Below are 22,537 nucleotides of genomic sequence, written 5' to 3' on the forward strand. Positions count from 1 at the left end.
TTAAGATTTCAAAAATTCATTATAACCTATTCATTCCATCCTCATATTTTTTAATTTAGTGTAAATAAGCTATACTCTTACAAGATTGTAAGAGTGCTGTAATCAAAATCGATTTTTCTATAAAAAAAATAATCGTATACTTTAAATACATAATTTAAAGGAGATAATGAAAATGAAAAAAATTTTATCTGTTATTACACTAAGTTTATTATTTTGCAACTTAACTATCGGGTGTGAAAGAGCTTCTCTAAATAGAATCGGTAAGGATGTATATTACGTACAGATAAAAGGTGAAGGGTTTATTGAAAAGATAGAAGGTAGAAACTTACGGAACTACACATTGCCGGCATATGATGAAGATGGAGTAAGAAAACAAATTACATTTAGAAGTAAAAAACAATCAAACGATCAAAAATTAAATGAAAAGGCATTTTTGTGCATTTATGTAGACCAAGAAAATAAAGATAAAAATGAAATATCATCGATTGAAGTAAAATCCTATGAAGAAATTCAAAAAGCGGATTTACCTTTAAAAGTAAAAGAAAAGTTTAATGCAAAATGAAAAATAAAGGAAAATGCTCTTATGCATTTTCCTTTATTTTTTTCACTCGAGCATATTTCGAACTATTACTATCCATAAGTTTTTCTAAACGATTTATATTTTCTGTTAATGCACCTTTCACAAGAGAGAAATCTGTATTTGATTCTTCTTTTTTAGTTTTAAAAAACGAAGATTTTTGAGCATTTACTTCTGCCATCTCTTCTCCCCCTTTTCAAAAAGATACAACCTTTTATTTATATTATATAGCAAATGCAGACAGAGTGTACACGTATCATTTTCTTTTTAATTCTTCTTCTAACTCTTCTACTTGCTGCAAAGTATCTCCTTTTATTAAAGAGAAATCTGTTGTATCTTCATTATCTTCTTTAAAAAAATCATTGTCATAATCTTTTATCACTACAATCACCTCTACGTGCTAGTGTAGGAATGATTGTCCAATTTTATACAAGCTTGTCTGAATTTGTTCTCCCTTTATGTATAGGTGAAAAGGACAGAAAAAGATTCTGTCCTTATTTACTAAAATAACTATGATGAATTGTTAAATTATATACATTTTCAAAATCTCGATCTTGAAGGTTATTTTTCTTCCCATCAATAACAATGAAAACATCACTAACTATTTTTGCTGGTATAATTCCGACATTTTCTACTTGCACCGCTTTCTGCTCATTCAATTGCTCGATGTGTTCTAATGGAACAATAATACTAAATTGAGAGCGGATACCACGAAAGTTTGTATTTAATTCCTTCACCGCTTCAAATACAACAATTTTCGCACCAATCTTTTCCCCATATGAATCTAAAAATGTGTTTAAGCTTTTTGTATATTCCTCTTCCGTATGCCATTCCATTGTCCCAAAGGCTGTTGGATTCACATTTTGAATAATTGTCGTATATATTTCTCCTCTTGCTTTTGAAGCAATTAATGACCTTTTAATTGATTGGACCGTCTTTCCAATATCGCTGAATTTTGCGCCCCATATTTCTGAAATATTTGGTGTCAAAATGAATGCAATATCAACGAAAATTACCATCGCAGTAAACATTAAAAGATTTTTCCAGAGGGTTAAATCTATTCCTTTTATCGTGAAATAAACTGTGACTGATGTTATGAACAAACCGTACCACGTTTTTCGAATTCGTTGTTTCTTCTCCTCGTACAACTCTTCATTTCTCCAATAAAAGAAAACAAGAACAATAAAGACGATTGCTAAAATAAATAAGCCAATTCGAATGTTAGAGATCGTCAATCACATCACCCTCCATTCCAAAACTACTCACGATACCATTACATGCACAAACAGCTCTCTTTATGACAAAAGACGTGGACAACCTTCTAAAGTTAGCAACATCGCATATACATTAGAAGCAGGCCACGTCTTTTATCCCGCATTAACGGGCAGTAAGCCCCCCCACCTCAAAATTCAGCGAAAGCAAAGACGTTAGGTGAGGGATCAACTGCCCATAAAAGCCCGATTGGTGAAGGCTAATAATCAGTGCGGGATGAACACCCTCCACTGATTAAAGTTTCACTTTATCATGAATCTACATTGTATATGTAGACAAGCATGCGTTTCAAATTTTCATGTTAAAAAGAAATATGTTTCGGAATTTCCCCTTCAGGTACTTCTCCATCCATACTTAAGTAATAATGACGAATCGGACGTAATTTTTCATCTAACTCATAAACAAGCGGAATGCTAGTTGGAATATTTAATGAAACCACACCATCACTTGAAAGGTTGTCTAAGTATTTCACTAGCGAACGAATTGTATTACCGTGCGATGAAATAATTACTTTCTCACCACTTTTTAATGACGGTGCAATTTCTGAATGCCAATAATCAACTACTCTTTTCTCCGTATCCTCTAAACATTCAGTCAATGGGAATTCATCTTTTTTTAACGTTTTATATCTTGGATTGTTCGCCTCATATCGAGGATCATCTTCAGTAAGTGCAGACGGTCTCACATCTATACTTCTTCTCCAAATATGAACTTGTTCATCTCCATATTTTTTTGCAGTTTCGTCTTTATTCAATCCTTGTAGTGCACCATAGTGGCGTTCATTCAACTTCCATGAGTTATGTATAGGAACCCAAGTGAGATCCATTTCATGCAGTACAATCCATAATGTACGAATTGCTCGTTTTAGTACCGAGGTATACGCAACATCAAATGTATATCCATTCTTTTTTAATATTGTTCCTGCTTCTCTCGCTTCACTTAATCCATTCTTTGATAAATCCACATCTGTCCATCCTGTAAATCGATTTTCAAGATTCCACAAACTTTGTCCGTGACGAATGAGTACAAGTTTTATCATTATAATTCCCCTCTCGGAAATATGAATTTTAAAATTTCAATACGTACACATATAAAGTTTTTGGCAATGTGAATTTTTTATCCATAGTTGCCAAATATACAGATAAAAATTTATGATTTTTCAAACTACAAAACAAGATACTGTTTCTATCTTTTATTCTACTGGTATCTCACGCTTAGACGTCCATGCATCAAATCCTGAACGGCTATTTGCCATTTCATTCATAACTTGATGCCAATTTTCTTCACATGATTCGCCAAACTGTGAGAAAATAGCTCCCATTTGTTCTCTTTGAACATCGCTCAGTTTTTTCTCTAAGTCTGTTCCTTCTTCTGTTAAAGACAGCTGTTTCACACGACGATCATGTGCAGCTTCATTACTCTCAATAAGTCCTTTATCTAACAGTTGGCGCAACGGTCCGTGAAGAGCTTGTTTACTTATTTCTAAAAGTGATAGCAGCTCATTTACACTAAGCCCTGGAAAACGAGCGATAAAAAACAGAATTCTATGATGTACACGCTGTATACTATACTCTTTTATTATTTCATCTGGTTTTTCTGTAAAAGTTTTATATGCAAAGTAAAATAATGCTAATGCCTCATTCATTTGCTCTTCTTTATGTTGTGTCATCTACTTTCCCCCTGTATGTAAATTATACCACAACTCAATTATGAATAATTAAGTTGGTATATTGAGCCTAATTTCTTCATTCTAAAACCAACAAATTTCAACTATTATATTTTTTGAAGGTTGTTTAATTCGTAAACCATACCTTCAAATAAAGTATCCAAATTATTTTTTAAAGAATTCTTAAGGAAATAGGTTAAATTCAAATGATAAATATTGTAAAATTTATTTATTAATATTTTTTTGAAAAACTCAATTGTGATTGGAGTGTTATTGTATGCAAACAAAAAAAGTTTATCTTTATGTATTTAATACGATGTCAGACTGGGAATATGGACATTTAATTGCAGAACTAAACTCAGGAAGATATTTCAAAAAAGAGTTAGCCCCTTTAAAGGTAGTTACAGTAGGAGCTAATAATGAAATTATTACTACGATGGGAGGACTGAGCATAAAGCCAGATATTTCCCTGGATGAATGTACTCTTGAGAGTAACGATCTTTTAGTTTTACCTGGAGGGACTACTTGGGGGGAAAGCATTCATCACCCTATCTTAAAAAAAATTGGTGAAGCGTTAAAACTCGGCACTATTGTTGCTGCCATTTGTGGTGCAACTGAGGGGTTAGCGAATTTGGGATACCTAGATTCTAGAAAACATACAAGCAATGATTTAGAATATATTAAAATGGTTTGTCCTAATTATAAAGGAGAACAACTTTATAAGATGGAACCTGCAGTATGTGATGAAAATTTGATTACTGCATCAGGAGTAGCTCCTCTGGAATTTGCAATGGAAGTATTGAAAAAAATTGATGTATTTGCACCAGATACGTTACATTCGTGGTATAACCTAAATAAGACTTATAAGCCTGAATACTTCTTCCAGTTAATGAATTCAATTACTAGATAAGCTGAAAAATTAAATTAGCAGTTTTATATTATATAAAAAACTTAAAAAGCACCCCTAAAGTCGTTATAAATACAAACGATGACGGTTGTAAAACAAAAAATAAAAGGGATGATACATATTTATCTTGTATCATCCCTTTTATTTTTTATAACATTAATATCACCATATTATTTTAATTATTCATCTCCAGCAAGAGTTAACTGCCAAGATACACCATACTTATCATTTAACCAGCCAAATTTTTTACTAAATGGATAGGCACCTAAAGGCATAAGTATTGCTCCATCCTGCGCTAGTTTATTAAAGACCGTTTCAATTTCTTCTTCCGTCTCACAAGTTACATAAAGAGACATAGCTGGAGTGAATGTAAAATCATGCTTTACATAACTATCAATACACATGAACTCTTGTCCATTTAGCGTGAATGTTGCATGAATTACAGTTCCCTCTTTACCTGGTCCATTCTCATCATAACGAGAGATACTTACAATTTCTGATTGATTAAATAGCGATGTGTAAAAATTCATCGCTTCCTCAGCTTTGCCCTCAAACATCAAGAACGTAGTAATTTTTTGATTTGTGTTATTCATATAGAGACAGCCCCTTGTTATGTATTTATGCAAAACAGACATCGGACAACAAAACCGAACGTACATTCCGATAAATATATTGTCTATAAAGACAATGAATTTGTCAATTCTCTATTTTTTTATTTCTTCTTAAACAATGCTGTCCAAAGAAATGACTCTCCAAACATATTATTTGGTTGTTCAATTTGTTTCATCTTCCTAATTTCAATCACTTCAAACTCTTTAAATATTCCCCTTAATTTTTCTTCCGAATAGGCAAGACCACCTTGTAAACTCCAACCTCTATATACGTCCCAATCCGTTATTTCTGATCCATTCCTCTCATCTAAATCGCCAGCTGCAAAACATGTTAATCCGAAATAACCACCAGATTTCAATGAGTTTTTAATTAAATCCACATAATTTATTCTTCTATGCGGTGGAATGTGATGCAAACAGCCCGAATCGTATACAAAATCAAATTCATTTTGAGCACCTAAATTAAAAATTGAATCACAAATAAAGTGAATTTCTATTCCTTTTTCTAATGCTCTCTCTTTCGCCCAATTAATACCTTCTATAGATAAATCTACTGCTGTTACATCAAATCCCTCATTCGCTAAATAAATTGCGTTTCTTCCTGGACCACATCCAAGTTCTAATACTTTCCCTTTTGAAACACTCTCTTTTTGTATATACGAAACTAGATTCTCATCTGGAACATTTTCAAAAAACGGAACATCTTTTTCTCTATTCACATAAAATTCATTCCAAAATGGTTCTGCAGGTCTTAATAATGAATCAAGCATTTTTAATATATCTTCTTGTGTACGTAACGTTTCATTTTTCATTTATACCCCTCCATAATCAATAGTCAGAAAATTATTATATCTCTTTTTAAACTTTTAAACAAAGAAAAAACTCCTATATTCAATAGGAGTCAAAAATATTATCTCTTTAAAATCCAAGTACGGTTAACCATTTTAACAACTGCTCTTCTCGCACTTTCAAATCATCGTTTCTATACTTACCCATCTGTATTTCGCTAACAATTTCCCCGTCCACCATAAAAAGAACTCTTTCTGTTTTAGCTGCTACCTTTACGTCATGAGTAACTAGCAAAATTGTAGTTCCCATACGGTTTATATTTGCTAAAATATCCATTACCTTTTCTGTCGCTTTTAAATTCAAAGCACCCGTTGGCTCGTCAGCAAAAATAATATTAGGTTTATTTATGAGTGCTCTACAAATAGATACCCTTTGTAATTCGCCTCCTGATGCTTCAGTTATATTATTAGTTGCAATTTGACTAATTCCCGTTTTTTTCATCAATTCAAGTGCACGTTTATTTATTATTTTCCTGCTCTCAAATTTTGCTAAATACGCAGGCAAAACTATATTATCAAAAAGATTCAAATTTCTAAGAAGATTGCTCTGTTGAAAAATAAATCCCATTTCGCTGAGTCGTAATTTTGCTAACACTTCTTCTTTCATACATGTTATTTCTTTACTATCAACTTTCACACTTCCTGATGACATTTGATCCATTCCGCTAATATTATATAGTAACGTCGATTTCCCTGAACCAGAAGGTCCCATAACCGATATAAACTCTCCCTCATAAATCTCTAAATTTATATTTTTTAACATATGGTAAGTTTTATTTCCATCCATTTCGTATTTTTTATTTAATTGTTTTACTTCTAAAATTTTTTTCAAATTACACACCTCCTACTCCCCATTTAGCTTTAAATCATTTGTTTGTTTCACTGTAAAACTACTGAAAAGTGTTGCTACGGTCACAGATATAAATAAAATAGCTGGACATATTACATAAGAAATGATCGGATTAACAACAAACTTTATGTGAGCTGCTCCCATAAATGAACCTAACCAGCTTATTAGTGTTTCTCCAAACGTAGCAGCTATAAATGTCCCTGTTAAAATACCTACTAATACTATAGAGATAGAACGAGTAACATATTGTATACGAATATCTTTGTAGGAAAAGCCGATACTTTTCATAATTAATATTTGCGAAGAATCTTTTACCAATAACATTTTAAAAAACATCGCCGTTATTAAAACCGATATCAATATAGCAATCAAAATTGCCACTTGTGTCACGAGTCTTAATTGTTTAATTGTCTCTCCTAAAGTTTGAGATAAATAATTATCCGTATCTGTTATTTTTGCAGAATTAAAATTTTGTTTATACTCCTTCACTTTTTCTTGTAGATTCACTTTGGGTTTCATATCTACATTTACTACGTACCATAATATATTTTCTTTATTATAAGAAAAACTCGCTTTAGCTGTTTTTCCTCCATTCGTTACATCTTGATATATACCACTAATAGTTAGCATTTTCTCTTTTCCTTCTACAAATAAAACGATTTCATCCCCTATATTCTTTTTTAATTCATTTGCGTTCATATAAGAGAGAGCGATCTCATTTTCATTTTTTGGTGCCATACCTTTAACATATTCTATTGGAAATTGGGCGAAATCTCCCACTTCTACATTTAAGTTTTCATGTGTACCATCAGCTTTCACCATTTTAAATGTACTCGTTACAAATGCTGCATATTTTTCTACCTCTTCATCGTTTCCGACATACGATATAACGTCATTAAACCGTTTTTCTATATTTTCAGATTGCTGTAAATCTATTCGTATATCACTCTTTCCTGTTCCCATATAATTAACAAATTGCGGTGACTGAATCGTGTACAAAAAGTTAACTGGTACAACAATCATGAACACTGCAATAATTAAAACGATACTTAATACTCGATATAACTTAAATCGTTTCACTACATCTTGTATACCAATAAATATATTTACATTTGTAATTTTAGTTTGATAGAGAGAAAAAAATCTTCTAATCTTTCTTTTTCCTAGTTTATCTCTTGATCGTAAAGCGTCTATTGCTGTAATTCTCCTGAAATTCCGCAAAATGATGCGGCAAAAAAGGATAACGGCTAGAAATAACAATGTTGTGACTATCAATGGCACAACATAATATAAAATACTTTTATTAGCTGTCCCCATATAAAGTGCGATGTTAGAGGTAAATATTTTTGTAACAAATAACGAAAGGATATATCCACATATACATCCGATAGCTGAAATAACAACATATTTTGTTACATATAGTTTTTGAATATCTTTACTTTGAATGCCTATAGCTTTCATAACACCAATTTCCCGATAATCTTCTTCCATTGAAGTCATAATCGTAAATCTAATACATAAAATCGCGATTAGCATTAATAATGCACTTATAATGATCAGCACTGCAGCTATTATTCCATCTGTTAATGAATTGAGTGTTTTAAAGAGTGAATACGTAATAGAGGGACCTTTTTGAGGTAAGTTTGATGACTGGTATAAATTTTCAAATTCATTTATTTTATTTAAATCTGTTAGCTGGAATTCAATAAGATATTCACTTTCTCCAAAATTCCCCTTTATTCTTTCGAAGTCTTCATCGCTTATTACAAATCGTTTTGAACTAACAAGTGATGGGTTCATTTGAACATCACGAACAAATGCCGAAATAGTAAATTCTAGCTCATTATTATTTTTCACAACCCATATTTTATCTCCAATACGCAAATTATATTTTTGCATATAATAAATTGGTACACCTATTTCTCCTTTCCTAACATTGATCAATTCATTATTTAAATCTAATAAAAAGTCCAAAATAGTATTTTGCTTAACGAAGCTAATGTCCATTACACTATTATGTTCCGCTTGATTTTTCTTCTTTATAAAAATGTTAGATCCGCCTATTTGAACCATCTCTGCTGTTTGTTGTTTTTTTACAAAAGGAGTTTGCGCTACAAATGAATCAATTGACTTTTGGTTTATTTCTCCGGCATGCATTTGTACGAAGTGCGGTGCGTTTGATACTTTAAACAATTGATCCGTTGAGTTCAATAGATTTATAACGTTACTTGAAGCACTTGCGATTAAAAGACTTGATAACATGATAAACATAAATAGAATGGTAATTATCATTTTATTTTGAGAGAAATCTCTTTTTAACATTCTCCTAATCATATGAAGCTAGTTCCCTTCATTCCATAATATTTTCTTCGTCACCATCGCTATTATTATCATTATGAAACTAATAACTAATATAGGTAAATAAATTTTCATACTGAATCCTTCAAACATAAAACCATAAATGACTTGCCCAATTGGTGCCATACATTGAGATACCGCTGTTATAATTGCCATTACTTTTCCTAGGTTTTCATTTGGTGTTTTCTTTTGGACTACAGTAATCACATAGATGGATACAATTGTCACGATCATTGCAATTAGAATAGAAGAAAGTATAAAGAGGATAAATGGTGGATAGTATCCTAAATTAAGAATAACTGGCGTAACTGATAGTGCCATTGGTAGTACTAATAAAGCTATTAAAAGCATCCAGTAATACAATGTTTTCATCTGTAGCTTTTTCGCAAAAAAACCTATCGATAATGCACCTAAAATAGTAGCAAAATCGATCAATCCCATTCCAATTCCGTATAACGTGTCGCTACTTTCCATTGTTACTCGTATAATAATTGGAGCGCCAACAACAAATAGCGGTGTAAGTATTAAATTTAGTAATGCAGCTAAAAGCATAGATTTCAAAATAAATGGTTGTTTTAAAACATATATAAATCCTTCTTTCATATCCTTTACAATTGTCGGTATTATATGGCTTTCTCGTGCTCTTTTTATAAAAGGTATTTTAATAAACATTTCTAAAATCGCAGATAAAAAGAAAGCAAGACAACTTATTATTACGAGCATTTTCAAACCAATTATACCGTACAGTATTCCTCCTAATACAGGAGCAACTATATTTGACAATGCTTGCACACCATTTACGATACCGTTCGCTTGCTCTAACTTATTCTCTGGAACTAATTGCGGAATACTCGCCATTACAACAGGTGAATACATTGCACTAACGACTGCTAGTAAAAACATAATTGTTCCAATCAATATAATAGATACAGGTCCAGTAAATAACAAAACTATAAAGCTTAATACAATCGCAGCGTTGATAAAGTCAAAAATAACCATTAAATTACGGCGATTGAAACGATCTGCTATCGCTCCGCCGAGAGGAGCTAGTAAAAACGGAATACTCGTTACCGCATATAATCCTGCGAATATATCAGCACGCCCTGTTATATCTAGCACATATAATGACAGGGCAAAACGTACAAGTGTTGAACCTAAAATAGTAATAATTTGTCCACTCACCATTAAGTGAAAATCTTTCATCGAAGACCTTATACTGGCTGACATCCTTATCACACCTTTCATTCGATTCAGACCGACTGTCGGTCGATAATATCCAAACAGAAAATTATTATTTCTGTTTGATTAAAACCTCCACCATGTAATCAAAGGCTCCCTCTTTCGCTCCAACAGATGCTTCCATCATTTTGATATAAGCTTTAGCCCTCCTCATCATTTCTTCCGGCTTCCATTGGAATAAACCCTCATCAAATATGACTTGTGCTGAAGAGAGTAATAATTCAATCGTTTCTTGTGGGTATGGAGTAGAAAATATGCCTTCAGCGATTCCTTGTTCTAAAATCTCTGCTAAAACAGGAGATAAATGAATAATTGATTGTACTATACTTTTTTGATGCATTTCCGCATTATTTGGCTGATGAAATTGTTCAATCATTTTATCTTTTACATCTCCTGATTTTGGTGATTGTTCCATTAAAACTCGAAATAACTTATCCAAAACTGGGATATTAGGGTTAGAGACAATTGCTTTCGCTTTAGCAACATCTGCTTTAATAATCCTCATAATAATTTCATCCATTACTTCTTCTTTCGACTTAAAATAATGATAAAACGTCCCCTTTGCTATACCAATCTCTTTTAAAATGTCATTTACTGTAGTTTTCGTATACCCTTTTGTAACAAACAAACGTTCAGCAGTTTCTAAAATTTCATTTCTACGCTCCCCATATTCTTTTACGATCCTCATTCATGTACTCCTTCCTACGGACCGACTGTCGGTTTATTTAAAGTATATGTTTAGTATGTGAAAAGTTTCCTGTTATCGTACATATACAACAACCTACTTTATATTTCCTTTATGAATTTTAAAATTTATTTTTAATACGGTGAATGAAATTTTAAAGGTTGTTTCTATGTAATCACCCTTGTACTTATATCGACTTCGTTGTATAAAAACAAAAAAGAGCCGCAACACTTTGCGACTCTTTTTGAATAATAACTATTTAACGGCCACGTCTTTGCTGACCTTGTTTTGTACTACTTTTCTTATTACTTGGCTTATTAAATGATCGATTGTTATCATTTCTAGAACTATTTCTTGAATCGTTTCTTGGACCACCTTTTGAACCACTTCTTGAACCTTCACGGCTATCTCTTTGACGATATTGACCTGATTTCTTTGGAGCCGGCTTTTGTACCGGTTTTCCATTTTCATCTACATTTTTTATCATCGGTTGTTCGATTATTTGTCTTTGTATTGGTGCACCAAGCGTTTTTTCAATTTCTTCTAAATGTTTTTCATCTTTCGCTGCAACGAACGTAATTGCAAGACCTGATCCACCTGCACGTCCTGTTCGGCCAATGCGGTGAATATAACTTTCTACATCTTCAGGGATATCAAAGTTAAATACGTGCGTTACACCATCTACATCAAGTCCACGAGCTGCTACATCAGTCGCAATTAAGTACTGAATTTTAGCTTCGCGGAAACTCTTCATGACTCTTTCACGTTTCGCTTGAGGTATATCACCATGAAGTTCAGCACAATTATAACCAAGTCCCTTTAAATCATCATAAAGCTTACTTGCTCTAACCTTTGTACGACAGAAAATAACTGCTAAAAATGGCTGATCACGATCCATAACAAAACGAAGTGCATCTGGCTTTGCACGATCTGTCGTCTCAATGACACGCTGCTCAATTGTATCTACCGTTACTTCTTCACTTTGTACTTGAATCATTTGCGGCTCTTCCATATAACGCTTCGCCAATTTTTTAATATCTTTTGGCATCGTTGCTGAGAATAACATCGTTTGTTTACTATCAGGTGTCTCATCTAAAATATCTTCAATATCATATAAGAATCCGAAATAAAGCATTTGATCTGCTTCATCTAGTACAATCGTTGAAAGATTACTTAAATCAATTGTTTCACGTCGTATATGATCTAATAATCGTCCTGGTGTCGCTACAACAATATGTGTATTACCTTTTAATTTTCTCAATTGTTGTGCTACATCTTGTCCGCCATATATCGCTAGTACATTAATATCTTCTCTTTGAACAAGCATTTTTTTAATTTCAGTTGTAATTTGCAGTGCTAGTTCCCTTGTTGGTGCAACAATTAAAGCCTGAACATCACTAGACTCTGGATCGATTTTTTCTAAAATCGGTAACACGAATGCTAACGTTTTACCCGTTCCTGTTTTCGCCTGCCCAATAATATCTTTACCTGACATAATAACAGGAATTGCCTTCTCCTGAATCGGTGTTGCTTCTGTAATTCCATTTTCACGTAATGTATGATTAAAAGTTTCACTAATTCCTAATTCTAAAAAGTTTTTCAAATAGACCACTTCTTTTCCTTATTTTTCACATTAGCTTTCATTGTACCATTTGTTTCGCCAAATATGAAAAATAAAAAAATTCTTATCTTCTTTTTTTATTTTCATCGTGTATTAGATGCACAAATTCTTTTTGTTTTTTCTCGGATTTTATTAATGCTTCCATGTTTGTCGAATTCAAAATATACTTCTTAATTTTTCTATTACTCCAAATTAGACCTGTATATTTCGGATCTTCGTGTAACCTTCGAAACCACTCAAATTCGCTTAATTTGGCAATATGGTGTTTTAATTTCACGTCATTTCGAGGATAAAATAAAATTATATCTGCTATTACATCAAATAATGAGCCCAAGTTATTCCCTCCTATAACTTCTTTAATGAAGATATTAACGTAATTTTAAAAATCATTGTTTCACCAATTCAAAATAAATTACACCAATATGTACATCAAGGAACTAAGTTCTACAATTTAATATGTAATACGAAAGCATTATATAACCTTCATTTTGATTTAGCATATGAGCTTATCTTTCAGAAAGATGGTTTGCAATATAAAATGGAAAAATCCTAATAGTGCATTAGAGATATTTATTATTTTTCATTATAATTTTTATAGCCTTACCATATCAATTTGGGAATTTTGTGCGTTTAGAAAACCATTTAGATACATTTAGCCATATATTGTACGCCAATAATATAGTAGTAAGAAATTTACAAATGAAGGATATAGAAAGAGTAAGGGGGCATGGTTAATTACTCATGAAGGTATAGTGCGTTAGATGAATAAATAGGCTTCATTTGCAATAACATAGTATGTTTTCCCTTTACTGCTGTGTGCTTTGTACTGTGGCGAACCATTGACACTCACTTTTGCATCAATCATAAATCCCTGCATCTACAGAACCAGCTCCATCTTTATATTTCCAAGATGGAGCATCCTAGAAACGTAGATTGTCCACTTTGAAAACAATACGTTTTCAAGGTGGACAAATAAACTGTGCTTTTCTTATCGAGTAGCAACAGATACTTCTGAAAGAAATAGACTACATCGTAATAGGGGTTATATTCACAGCTGTAATTTTACAAGTTGAAATTGCAAACCTAACGGTTGTAGTTGGATTTATAGGTAATGTCCCTAGTACTATCCCAAGTCCTGTTTGTTCCACGCTAAAATCTGCTGCAATAGAACCATTACTTGCTAAAAGACTTACTGTAGATCCGATAAACGCATCCAGTAATTGTCTAATTGGTCGTTCACGACATTCACACTCGCATCCTACATCGGTAGGTGGAAGTAATGTAATTGGTGGTCCTGGTGGTAAAAAACCTACCCCTGTTACATCAGATATATTGACCACAAAGGTTGTGGTGCCATCTGTAACTGTAACTAAAAAATCATTCACAGAAGTGATAGTAAATAGAAAGAAAAGCGGGGGCGTGTTGGGTGTGTCTGCAATAGTGCCAAGAATAACAGTTTCTCCAATAAGTTGTTGTAAAACGCTTTGCATAGGTAAAACACAGCAATCACAAAGACAACCTTCAGTTCCTCCTGTTGGGCCTGTCTCTCCTGTTGGACCCGTTACTCCTGTTGGACCCGTTACTCCTGTTGGACCCGTTACTCCTGTTGGACCCGTTACTCCTGTTGGGCCTGTCCCTCCTGTTGGACCTGTGGGTAAAGTAAATGGTGGGATTGGGGGAAGTGTAGGGCCAATTAAATTTGGATTTAATGCATTAGCTTGAAGTATCCCATTTATCTTTTGTATTTCATTTTTATCAAACACATAACTACCTCCTATGAGTGTACTATACTGTAGTAATACAGTTACATATACATAAACTTCATTGATCGTAATATAATATGTTTTCCCTATACTATTGTGCACCTTAAATTGTACTGAACCTTCCATATTTAACTTCCTGAAAATTGTAAATACCTCACCTACATCTACAAAACCATCCACGTCTTTATCCTGCCAAGATCGAGCATCATAGAAACGTAGAATGTTAACTTTAGAAACAACACGCTTTCCTACAATAGAACAATCTACTGTACTTTTCTTACTAAACTTCACATAGGATGGATTGTTCTTAATCCATTGCTCTCCACCAAGGTTTAACCAACCAGGCTTTTCGCCCCATTCAACATAAGCTTCTGATTTATTTAGTTGACGAATCTTAGAATAGCTTGTGTCTGGTCCTTTACGTAAATTAACGTTGTAGCCTTCAATATAAGCTATACCATTGGTTACAGCTGTTGGTACTTCTGTTGGTTTAGGTGGCTTTCAGGTACAGAAACATCCACACTAGAATTATTGTATGCGCGTTGTACATCAGCACGGGATTGAGCTCCTGATCCCCCATGAGATTTTAAATAATCAAGTTGATCTTCATGATCTGTACCGCCAAGATATTTAATCACATCGTAGTGAATCCACAATCCTTTTCCTACAGATAACTTGTTATCTTTTAAGATTTCCGCTAAAAGTTTTACGTATTTTTCATATGAACTCTCGAGCTTTGTATTAAGAAATCAAAAGTTTTTTCTGCCTTCGTTGCAGAACGCAAATAATTCATTGAAACCTCTATCGGAAACTTATTTGCTTTCCAAAACAGATTTTCTCTTCATCCATTTCCATAATCGTATCCGCTTAACAAGCATTGTTTTATTTTGAACAGGTATTCGCTTATAAATATCGAAATATACAATAAGAAAAAACAATAAAATTGATTATTTCCCTACTTCTTTGTCTATCCTTTTAAAAAATCTATGTTTTTGTAATAGGAGTGTTTATATGGAGAAACAGACCCTTTGGAAAAAATTCAAAAAAAGCTCAGCAAACCTCGGGAAATCAAGCGTATATGAAAGTATTATTTTATACTACACAATGAGAAAAAAAGGGTTACCTACTAAAGCGAAATTCATAATATTAGCTGCTTTATCTTATTACGTATTAGCAATCGACTTCATTCCAGATATAGCTGCTATTATTGGGATCGGCTTATTAGATGATGTTTTAGCAATCGCTATAGCACATAAATTTGTAATGCGCCATGCGGACAGTGAAATTCGAGAAAAGAGCAAAGTAAAAATGGAGTCATTATTTACTTCAGCACAAGCATAATTAAACTATCTAGTCATTTACATAGCTTTTTACTTTCAAAAAAGCTAACTTTAATTATTGATAGTTCTATTTAGCCTTCACCATGAGAGCATTACAGAATAAATTCTTAATTTTTCTTAGCTCTCAAACTGTAAACAAATAGGGGCCAGTACTTGTTCCTAAGTTCTGACACCCTATTATTTGTTCTTATATTTATCTGTTATACAATTCATTCAGGAAAGATTCCCGTAGAAACATCCTTATATAAAGAAAGACCATAATAGTGCAGATAGTTTATACAGTTACATGCGTCCCTTTATACAAAACTGCTATTGCAACTACTATAAGAATCATCCCCATAAAAGCAGGAGCAGCATGACCAAGTGATACATAGATTTGTCCTCCAATAATTGGACCAATCATTCTTGCCAAAGCTTGAATAGATTGGCTACCACCTTGAATCCTCCCTTGTTCACTAGAATCGACAGACTTTGAAAGCATCCCATTGAATGAAGGTCCGAAAATTGAGTCACCAAAACCAAACAGTAACATCCCAACGATTAGAAGAGGATATAGGGAAAACAAAGCAGATGCTGCAATAAAACTGTAGCCAATAATCTCCGAAACCATTCCAAGTATAGCTATTTGTTTATCACTAAGCTTGATCAAAAGCTTTGGCATTATAAAAGCTTGTGAAATGATGTCTTGAAAGCCCATAATTGAAAACATAAGTCCGATTAGTGCAGGCTTCCAGCTAAAAGTATCCATCGTAAATTGTGTGAAAATTGCTTGTAAAGATCCGTTAGGTATCCAAAGTAAAAACGCTGAGACAAGTAACCATTTTAAGTTTTTCATGGAAAGTATGTTTGCAAGTTGTACAAAAGGATTTAACCTTACAAAAGTAATCTCTTTTAACCTATTATTTTTGTCAAGACTCTCAGGCATATATTTCATCCCATATAAGACATTTAATAAAGTTATGAACGCTCCAAAATATAAAGGTACAGAATGACCAAACTTGGCAAGTAATCCCCCAAGTGTTGGCCCAATAATGGTTCCTGCACCTACCACTGCACTCACCCATCCAAAGTACTTCGTTCTCTGTTCTGGAGGAATGATATCTGCAAAATATGCGAAAATTGTACTTATACTCCCGCCTGTTATACCTTCTATTATGCGTCCAGCAAATAGTACCCATAAGGCCCCTCCTATACCAAAAACTAAGTACCCGATTGCGGAACCGAAAAGGCATATTAAAAGTAATGGACGACGGCCATATTTATCGCTCAAAGCCCCGAGTGCAGGAGCAGCAAAAAACACGCAAACCGCATAAACAGAGGTCAGTAGCGTAACAACTAGAGCCTGTTCTTCCGGACTACTTATATAAGGCTGCACTAAGAATGGCACTACAGGCATAATGATACTGAAACCTATTCCACAAAGAAATACAGAAATAAGGCCGAATATTAAAGCATGTTTATCTATGTTTTTTTCAGTTTCGCTTTCATTTTGTGATTTAAAAATAGACATTTAACTTCTCCCCTTAAAACATTTTGTTGCTTTGTCAACAAAATGATAACTCTGTTTTGTTGATTAGTCAACAAAAATACAATAATAAAAAGGTAGCCTTACTATGAACAGGCTACCTTTTTATTATTTAAATGTATCCCGCATGAACGGGAAAATAAGTTAGTTTTCGGGATTAACTACCCGTAAAAGCCCGAATGCTTCAACTTTATTATGACTTAATATGTATACCTTGTTTCTTTATTTCTGCATCCAAATGCCTACTATACTTTTCCACGAAGTTAATTATACTGTCGAATTCTTCCTCGGTTACTTGCTCAAATACAGCTTTATCCCGCTCTTGAAACTCTTTGTGCAGTTCTTCATGAATTTTATAAACTTCTTTCCCTTGTTCGGTAAGCCTAAAATAAATTTCTTTCTTATTTTCCGACTTTTGATAGCTTTCGATAAGGTCTTTTTTTATGAGCTTCTTAGTCATTCTACTTATTGCACCGCGAGTCACATAAAAAGCCTCTGCAAGTTGTGTCACGTTAGAATCTGTATTGTTTTCAATATATTCAATACAATGTACTTCAGAAGACTTAAAACCCTTCAGACCTGCTTCCATCTTATCCTTATTTAGCCAAACCATCTTATTATATAATTCCCTGAAACCGTTCATGACCTGTTCTTCCTTATTCATGGCCTATCCTCCTAACAGCTCATTCATACATTAAAACCATTATATTAAATTTCTGTTTCTGTTTCGACAATATTGATATAATTATTTGAGTTATCTATGAAAATAGATGCTTAAATAAAATAATTCACTATACGGAAAATACAGCATGTGTATTACAACTTGTACTATACAGTAGACAAAAAGCAGAGCTAAGATTAGTTTTCTTAACTCTGCTTTCATAAAATTTATGTTTTTTGAAGATTATTTCACTTCATTAGCTACAAAAAATTGCTCACAAACACTCGAAATGCGTTGCAAATCTACGTTCCCACCAGATATAACCGCTACTACTTTTTTCCCTTTTATATATGTATCCACTTTCCCTGCAAGTAGAGCAGCAGTAGCTAATGCACCTGCACCTTCTACAACGGCTTTACCACGCTGTAATAAGTCTTTCATCGCTACTTCTAATTCACCTTCTGACACTGTTACAATATCATCTACTAATTCTTTTACAACCTCAAAAGTTAAATCACCTGGTATTTTAACTGCGCAACCATCTGCTATAGTAGGTGCCTCATAATGTTCTACGATTGTCCCTTTATCATAAGATGCCTTCATCCCATGAACATTTTCAGCTTGTACACCAATTATATTGATTGATGGATTAAAAGACTTTAATGCAACAGCAATACCAGAAATAATGCCACCTCCGCCAATTGGTACAATGACCGTATCTACATCCCACATATCATCAAGAATGTCCAAACCAATTGTACCTTGACCAGCCATTACCTCCACATCATCATATGGATGTAAGTATGTTTCACCTGTTTTCCTAATAATCTCCTCACATTTTGCCTTCGCATCATCAAAAGTTTCACCATATAAAATCACTTCTGATCCGTATCCTCTAGTTGCTTCAACTTTCGCCTTCGGTGCAGAAATCGGCATCACAATTTTACTCTTAATACCAAGTAAATGAGCAGATAAAGCAACTCCTTGCGCATGATTACCAGCGGAACAAGCAATTACGCCTCGCTCTTTTTCTTGATCTGTCAACTGTGACATTTTATTAAACGCACCACGAAATTTAAAAGAACCCGTTAATTGCATATTTTCTAATTTCAAGTGAATTTCTCCGCCTGTTTTACTAGTCAAATAAAATGATTTTACTAAAGGAGTTTTACGAGCATTTCTGTCTAAAATGTTTTGAGCTTTTTTAATGTCTGTTATATGTAATGGTAGTTTTTTAGTTATCATGCTAACACCTCTTCTAATAATTTATAATCTACTGTTTGTCTCATTTTTAAGTTTTCGTAAGTAATAATCCCTTTATACGCAACCAACTATGTTCAAAAATCATTGCTCATATATGTACGCCATTCTTTAATGTACATCTGTGTAAACAATTCAACATCCTTTTCATATCACGTTCTTTGTAATGATTCAGGCATGCAATTTGGATCCAGTTATTCTTTTGTAAATACGCTGATTCATAATGAACAATATATCCTTGTAATGCTAATGCATCGCCTACTGCCTTAGAAGACTGCCCTTCGTTTAATTGAATGGTAAGAACAATTTGAGCGGCATGATTTTTAGGTGAAACAAGCTTTAAACCCATAGTATTAATAGCTTGTTCAATATAAGCATACGCCTCTTTTATTTTTTCAAATGCCTCTTCATTTTCAAGTCGCTTCAATGCTTCTTGCAATGCATAAATTAAATTCCATGAATGGGAGTATGGAATACTATCATTCATTTCATACATACCAATATCCATATACACAGGTATTGCTTCGTTTTTCTCTATCATGTGATTATGAAAAACGAAAGATAATCCTGTAAATGATTTAATCGCTTTTCCGCTTACACCACTTCCAAAATATACATCCTTCAAATTTATTGGTATTGCCCCAATTGAGCTTATGCAATCTACACATAGTTTCATTTGATACTTTTTGCATAGAGTATTTAGCTCTTTTAAATTGTTTAACATTCCAGTTGATGTTTCATGGTGAACAAACCAAAGCCATTCATAATTTCCAGTTTCCATTATTTTTCCTAATTCTGTATAAATAAACGGTTCTCCCATTTCTTTTTCATACGTATCAAAATATAACTGTGCGCGTTTTGCCTGCCCAATTAATCTATTACCGAACTCCCCGTTCGCTAAAACTAGTCCTTTACCTTTTAAAGAACGTAACTGTAAAGCAATTGCATCATTCGCTAACGTTCCTGTTCCTAACATAAGTTGTACACGTTTTGCTTTCGTTATTTGAAGTAATCGTTTTTTTACATTTTCCATCGTCACTTGAAATGACTTAGAGCGATGGGAAATAGGCTTAGTAGAAAATGCCTTTTGGACATTCTCTTCGATGTCTACTGGGCCAGGTAAAAACGTATATTCTTTCGTCATAATCCCCCCAACACTCGACTCTTCAAACATAGCAGGTGTAACATACATTGGCTGGAAAGCTGCTGCTTCTGTACCAACTAACGTATAGAAAGGTTTGAATCCCATTTGCTCATATAAAAGAAGCTCACGTGTTGTGGCTGAAATGAGTGCTAATTCATATCCATTTAGAAGTAAATAACGATGTAAAAAGCGAATTAAGCCTAATAGCGCTCTTCCATTTCGATATTCACTTTCTACTGAGAGCAACCGAATTTCATATACTTTCTCTCCATGCTCTTGTAAATAAAAATCTAAATTTGAAATTTTATAATCTAATGAGAATGGTCGTTTTCCCCGCACCGCGACCATACCTACTAATTTCTCACCATCTAAACAAATTAAATATGTATTTTCTTCATGAAATCGATCTATACGAAAACGGTTTTTCGTTTCTTCATGCTGCGGAATCTCTTCTACAAATGTTTTATAGTTCAATTTATGTATACTTTCAAATTCCCAAGTTTGATCAGCAACTTTATAAATTAACCCCATGTCCTATCCCCTTTATCTCTCTAATTATCGCTCACTATCTATTTAAAAAATATAATAAGTGGAGATTACTCCACTTATTAAAAGTTCACTTTATTCTCGATTTACATATAGAATAAGTAGAATAATAAGTACACTTAAAATAGTCGTAACACTAGAGTAAGAATAAAAAATCATGCAAATTGGTAAACAAGCGATTGTAATTAACCCTGGCTTAGTAAATCCTTTAAATATTACATAAAATACAATAAAAATACCTATTAGAGTAAGCGCTATCAAATAATTAAATGCGATTAATCCTCCAATAAATGTTGAAATACCTTTTCCACCCTTGCCTTTAAACAAAATTGGATAAATATGTCCGATGATAACAGCCAATAATGCCAGCATTACGAATGTAGCATCTTCAAAAAGGTATTTTGCTATATAAACTACAATTGCACCTTTAATCGCATCACCTATAAATGTAGCGACAAAATACCCTTTCCCATATACTCTCCCCATATTTCTTGCACCGGGATTTCCGCTTCCTTCATCACGAATATCAACGTTATGTCTCCATTTTGTTACTATATAAGCGGTCAATATGTTTCCAAACAAATAAGAAGCCACTACATAAAACAATTGCATACTATTAATCATGTAATTATTCACCTTCTACATAGGAATACTTATACAATATTCAATTACTATGTATATTGTACTTTTCTTGCTCTACATTCCTTTATACATTTTAACATCATATTTTTACAAATCATACCAAAAGTCGCATTTGGTTATTTACACATTAAAATATATATCCTTCATTAAATAATATGTTCCTTTCGCTGCAACTTCTGATAATGTTATAAATGTAACTTCTCCCATACTTTTCTCACAGCATTTCTTAAATTCAGCATATATTTCAGGTACTGAACACAATATACTACCACTAACTGCAATTAAAGGTGATAAATCAAACTGCATCTTGTTGTAAATATTCACCGTAATTATCGTTAATTCCTTAGCCGCTTGCAAAATAATTTTATGTGCATCATCATTCCCATTCCTCGCTTCCTCTATAATTAATGGTGCAATTGCTGCAACTTTATCTTTTGAAGAACTATATACTAGTCTTTTTATATGAGATGATGTTAAAAGTCGAAACTCGTCTTGAATCCTTAAGCTTAATGGACAAAGTCTAACTCCTTGATCAAATTGATTTGCCATTCTCTTTAAACCTTGTAACGCAATCCAATAACCGCTTCCCTCATCCCCTAAAATATGTCCCCATCCACCGCTATACTCGTACACTTCGTCTTTCTTTCCTATACAAATTGCACCTGTACCACCTATAGTTAATATTCCATTCTTACCTTTTAAAGCAGCTGCATGTGCAATCATTGCGTCATTAAAAACTTCAATTTTCGTTTCATATTTCTTTATTAATCGTAATGTTAATTCATTTGTATTCGCTCCACTTATACCCGCTAACCCTAAACAAATACAAACGCAGTGCCCATCTATTAAAGCTTTCTTGCATTGATCGATCGCCTCCATAATATGCGAAACTGCTTTTTCATAATCTATTAATATATTTCCAAACCCACTCGTACCTCTTACAACTTCGTTTCCGTCTTGATCAAATGCAATTGCTTCTGTCTTCGTGCCCCCACCATCTACTCCAATCATATACTTCATAT

23 protein-coding genes and 3 pseudogenes are annotated in these 22,537 nt (G+C 33.3%); 4 read left to right on the top strand and 22 right to left on the bottom strand.

Annotation, left to right across the window (positions count from 1 at the left end):
• Positions 1–172 precede the first annotated feature (172 nt).
• Positions 173–562 carry a YxeA family protein gene (locus tag MR155_RS24815; RefSeq protein WP_002085522.1) on the top strand — a complete coding sequence of 130 codons (390 nt, stop codon included), beginning with the start codon at positions 173–175 and terminating at the stop codon, positions 560–562.
• A gap of 19 nt (positions 563–581) precedes the next feature.
• Here the strand turns inward: MR155_RS24815 and spoIISB are convergent, their stop codons facing one another.
• The 5 genes from spoIISB to MR155_RS24840 all read right to left on the bottom strand — a co-directional run bounded on the left by spoIISB (position 582) and on the right by MR155_RS24840 (position 3,518).
• Complete coding sequence (gene spoIISB / locus MR155_RS24820; RefSeq protein ID WP_002017052.1) at positions 582–758, bottom strand: stage II sporulation protein SB; 177 nt, start codon at positions 756–758, stop codon at positions 582–584.
• 75 nt (positions 759–833) lie between these two features.
• Positions 834–959 carry a hypothetical protein gene (locus tag MR155_RS24825; RefSeq protein WP_000588712.1) on the bottom strand — a complete coding sequence of 42 codons (126 nt, stop codon included), beginning with the start codon at positions 957–959 and terminating at the stop codon, positions 834–836.
• 112 nt (positions 960–1,071) lie between these two features.
• Positions 1,072–1,812 (bottom strand): type II toxin-antitoxin system SpoIISA family toxin, encoded by a 741-nt coding sequence (locus tag MR155_RS24830; RefSeq protein ID WP_002032139.1) that lies wholly within the window; start codon positions 1,810–1,812, stop codon positions 1,072–1,074.
• A 338-nt stretch (positions 1,813–2,150) separates the two neighbouring features.
• Positions 2,151–2,888 carry a 2,3-diphosphoglycerate-dependent phosphoglycerate mutase gene (gene gpmA, locus MR155_RS24835; RefSeq protein WP_242311337.1) on the bottom strand — a complete coding sequence of 246 codons (738 nt, stop codon included), beginning with the start codon at positions 2,886–2,888 and terminating at the stop codon, positions 2,151–2,153.
• Between the two features lie 153 nt (positions 2,889–3,041).
• Positions 3,042–3,518: a MarR family winged helix-turn-helix transcriptional regulator gene (locus MR155_RS24840; RefSeq protein WP_002017049.1), complete on the bottom strand. Its 477-nt coding sequence runs from the start codon at positions 3,516–3,518 to the stop codon at positions 3,042–3,044.
• Positions 3,519–3,792: 274 nt separating this feature from the next.
• On the opposite strand from MR155_RS24840, the gene MR155_RS24845 reads away from it, so the two are divergent.
• Complete coding sequence (locus tag MR155_RS24845; protein ID WP_219302277.1) at positions 3,793–4,425, top strand: type 1 glutamine amidotransferase family protein; 633 nt, start codon at positions 3,793–3,795, stop codon at positions 4,423–4,425.
• A 176-nt stretch (positions 4,426–4,601) separates the two neighbouring features.
• Here MR155_RS24845 and MR155_RS24850 read toward each other — a convergent pair whose 3' ends face one another.
• The 8 genes from MR155_RS24850 to MR155_RS24885 form a co-directional block, all read right to left on the bottom strand.
• Complete coding sequence (locus MR155_RS24850) at positions 4,602–5,015, bottom strand: VOC family protein (protein ID WP_219302276.1); 414 nt, start codon at positions 5,013–5,015, stop codon at positions 4,602–4,604.
• A 119-nt stretch (positions 5,016–5,134) separates the two neighbouring features.
• Positions 5,135–5,845 carry a class I SAM-dependent methyltransferase gene (locus MR155_RS24855; RefSeq protein ID WP_242311338.1) on the bottom strand — a complete coding sequence of 237 codons (711 nt, stop codon included), beginning with the start codon at positions 5,843–5,845 and terminating at the stop codon, positions 5,135–5,137.
• A gap of 106 nt (positions 5,846–5,951) precedes the next feature.
• Entirely contained in the window at positions 5,952–6,713 is a 762-nt protein-coding gene (locus MR155_RS24860) for an ABC transporter ATP-binding protein (protein ID WP_242311339.1), read from the bottom strand.
• Positions 6,714–6,725: 12 nt separating this feature from the next.
• The gene (locus tag MR155_RS24865; protein WP_219302273.1) at positions 6,726–9,065 is read right to left on the bottom strand and encodes an ABC transporter permease; all 2,340 of its coding nucleotides are present in this window, start codon (positions 9,063–9,065) and stop codon (positions 6,726–6,728) included.
• A 6-nt stretch (positions 9,066–9,071) separates the two neighbouring features.
• Positions 9,072–10,334, bottom strand: a complete 1,263-nt coding sequence (locus tag MR155_RS24870; protein ID WP_277929111.1) for an MFS transporter — start codon at positions 10,332–10,334, stop codon at positions 9,072–9,074.
• Between the two features lie 46 nt (positions 10,335–10,380).
• A complete protein-coding gene (locus MR155_RS24875) occupies positions 10,381–11,016 on the bottom strand; it encodes a TetR/AcrR family transcriptional regulator (RefSeq protein ID WP_002069302.1) in 636 nt (211 codons plus the stop codon).
• Between the two features lie 256 nt (positions 11,017–11,272).
• Positions 11,273–12,625: a DEAD/DEAH box helicase gene (locus MR155_RS24880; protein WP_002141774.1), complete on the bottom strand. Its 1,353-nt coding sequence runs from the start codon at positions 12,623–12,625 to the stop codon at positions 11,273–11,275.
• 73 nt (positions 12,626–12,698) lie between these two features.
• The gene (locus MR155_RS24885) at positions 12,699–12,968 is read right to left on the bottom strand and encodes a hypothetical protein (protein WP_242248765.1); all 270 of its coding nucleotides are present in this window, start codon (positions 12,966–12,968) and stop codon (positions 12,699–12,701) included.
• 18 nt (positions 12,969–12,986) lie between these two features.
• Between MR155_RS24885 and MR155_RS24890 the strand changes: the two are divergent.
• Positions 12,987–13,175 (top strand): annotated as a pseudogene (locus MR155_RS24890) (hypothetical protein); the annotation flags it as partial.
• Between the two features lie 216 nt (positions 13,176–13,391).
• Here MR155_RS24890 and MR155_RS24895 read toward each other — a convergent pair.
• The 3 genes and pseudogenes from MR155_RS24895 to MR155_RS32070 form a co-directional block, all read right to left on the bottom strand.
• Positions 13,392–13,593, bottom strand: a pseudogene (locus MR155_RS24895) (N-acetylmuramoyl-L-alanine amidase); the annotation flags it as partial.
• Positions 13,594–13,659: 66 nt separating this feature from the next.
• Entirely contained in the window at positions 13,660–14,397 is a 738-nt protein-coding gene (locus MR155_RS24900) for an exosporium leader peptide-containing protein (RefSeq protein ID WP_313897565.1), read from the bottom strand.
• Between the two features lie 42 nt (positions 14,398–14,439).
• A pseudogene (locus MR155_RS32070) lies at positions 14,440–15,137 on the bottom strand (N-acetylmuramoyl-L-alanine amidase); the annotation flags it as partial.
• A 271-nt stretch (positions 15,138–15,408) separates the two neighbouring features.
• On the opposite strand from MR155_RS32070, the gene MR155_RS24905 reads away from it, so the two are divergent.
• Entirely contained in the window at positions 15,409–15,738 is a 330-nt protein-coding gene (locus MR155_RS24905; RefSeq protein WP_078174372.1) for a YkvA family protein, read from the top strand.
• Positions 15,739–16,011: 273 nt separating this feature from the next.
• Here the strand turns inward: MR155_RS24905 and MR155_RS24910 are convergent, their stop codons facing one another.
• The 6 genes from MR155_RS24910 to MR155_RS24935 form a co-directional block, all read right to left on the bottom strand.
• The gene (locus tag MR155_RS24910) at positions 16,012–17,247 is read right to left on the bottom strand and encodes an MFS transporter (protein WP_242311341.1); all 1,236 of its coding nucleotides are present in this window, start codon (positions 17,245–17,247) and stop codon (positions 16,012–16,014) included.
• A 208-nt stretch (positions 17,248–17,455) separates the two neighbouring features.
• Positions 17,456–17,926, bottom strand: a complete 471-nt coding sequence (locus MR155_RS24915; RefSeq protein WP_242311342.1) for a MarR family transcriptional regulator — start codon at positions 17,924–17,926, stop codon at positions 17,456–17,458.
• Between the two features lie 240 nt (positions 17,927–18,166).
• Entirely contained in the window at positions 18,167–19,168 is a 1,002-nt protein-coding gene (gene tdcB, locus MR155_RS24920) for a bifunctional threonine ammonia-lyase/L-serine ammonia-lyase TdcB (RefSeq protein ID WP_113936510.1), read from the bottom strand.
• Positions 19,169–19,274: 106 nt separating this feature from the next.
• Positions 19,275–20,858 carry an aminotransferase class V-fold PLP-dependent enzyme gene (locus MR155_RS24925; protein WP_242311343.1) on the bottom strand — a complete coding sequence of 528 codons (1,584 nt, stop codon included), beginning with the start codon at positions 20,856–20,858 and terminating at the stop codon, positions 19,275–19,277.
• 90 nt (positions 20,859–20,948) lie between these two features.
• The gene (gene plsY, locus MR155_RS24930) at positions 20,949–21,497 is read right to left on the bottom strand and encodes a glycerol-3-phosphate 1-O-acyltransferase PlsY (RefSeq protein ID WP_242311344.1); all 549 of its coding nucleotides are present in this window, start codon (positions 21,495–21,497) and stop codon (positions 20,949–20,951) included.
• A 138-nt stretch (positions 21,498–21,635) separates the two neighbouring features.
• Complete coding sequence (locus MR155_RS24935; protein WP_242311345.1) at positions 21,636–22,535, bottom strand: BadF/BadG/BcrA/BcrD ATPase family protein; 900 nt, start codon at positions 22,533–22,535, stop codon at positions 21,636–21,638.
• Positions 22,536–22,537 lie beyond the last annotated feature (2 nt).

The sequence above is a fragment of the Bacillus cereus group sp. BfR-BA-01331 genome (assembly GCF_022663915.1).
Classification (GTDB): domain Bacteria; phylum Bacillota; class Bacilli; order Bacillales; family Bacillaceae_G; genus Bacillus_A; species Bacillus_A mycoides.

What these genes read in the sequence shown, in the direction of transcription:
- spoIISB (WP_002017052.1), bottom strand. Translation starts at nt 758, where the DNA reads ATGGCAGAAGTAAATGCTCAAAAATCTTCGTTTTTTAAAACTAAAAAA.
- MR155_RS24935 (WP_242311345.1), bottom strand. Translation starts at nt 22,535, where the DNA reads ATGAAGTATATGATTGGAGTAGATGGTGGGGGCACGAAGACAGAAGCA.
- MR155_RS24905 (WP_078174372.1), top strand. Translation starts at nt 15,409, where the DNA reads ATGGAGAAACAGACCCTTTGGAAAAAATTCAAAAAAAGCTCAGCAAAC.
- MR155_RS24855 (WP_242311338.1), bottom strand. Translation starts at nt 5,845, where the DNA reads ATGAAAAATGAAACGTTACGTACACAAGAAGATATATTAAAAATGCTT.
- MR155_RS24850 (WP_219302276.1), bottom strand. Translation starts at nt 5,015, where the DNA reads ATGAATAACACAAATCAAAAAATTACTACGTTCTTGATGTTTGAGGGC.
- MR155_RS24910 (WP_242311341.1), bottom strand. Translation starts at nt 17,247, where the DNA reads ATGTCTATTTTTAAATCACAAAATGAAAGCGAAACTGAAAAAAACATA.
- MR155_RS24865 (WP_219302273.1), bottom strand. Translation starts at nt 9,065, where the DNA reads ATGATTAGGAGAATGTTAAAAAGAGATTTCTCTCAAAATAAAATGATA.
- MR155_RS24925 (WP_242311343.1), bottom strand. Translation starts at nt 20,858, where the DNA reads ATGGGGTTAATTTATAAAGTTGCTGATCAAACTTGGGAATTTGAAAGT.
- MR155_RS24840 (WP_002017049.1), bottom strand. Translation starts at nt 3,518, where the DNA reads ATGACACAACATAAAGAAGAGCAAATGAATGAGGCATTAGCATTATTT.
- MR155_RS24845 (WP_219302277.1), top strand. Translation starts at nt 3,793, where the DNA reads ATGCAAACAAAAAAAGTTTATCTTTATGTATTTAATACGATGTCAGAC.
- plsY (WP_242311344.1), bottom strand. Translation starts at nt 21,497, where the DNA reads ATGATTAATAGTATGCAATTGTTTTATGTAGTGGCTTCTTATTTGTTT.
- MR155_RS24915 (WP_242311342.1), bottom strand. Translation starts at nt 17,926, where the DNA reads ATGAATAAGGAAGAACAGGTCATGAACGGTTTCAGGGAATTATATAAT.
- MR155_RS24815 (WP_002085522.1), top strand. Translation starts at nt 173, where the DNA reads ATGAAAAAAATTTTATCTGTTATTACACTAAGTTTATTATTTTGCAAC.
- tdcB (WP_113936510.1), bottom strand. Translation starts at nt 19,168, where the DNA reads ATGATAACTAAAAAACTACCATTACATATAACAGACATTAAAAAAGCT.
- MR155_RS24875 (WP_002069302.1), bottom strand. Translation starts at nt 11,016, where the DNA reads ATGAGGATCGTAAAAGAATATGGGGAGCGTAGAAATGAAATTTTAGAA.
- gpmA (WP_242311337.1), bottom strand. Translation starts at nt 2,888, where the DNA reads ATGATAAAACTTGTACTCATTCGTCACGGACAAAGTTTGTGGAATCTT.
- MR155_RS24870 (WP_277929111.1), bottom strand. Translation starts at nt 10,334, where the DNA reads ATGAAAGGTGTGATAAGGATGTCAGCCAGTATAAGGTCTTCGATGAAA.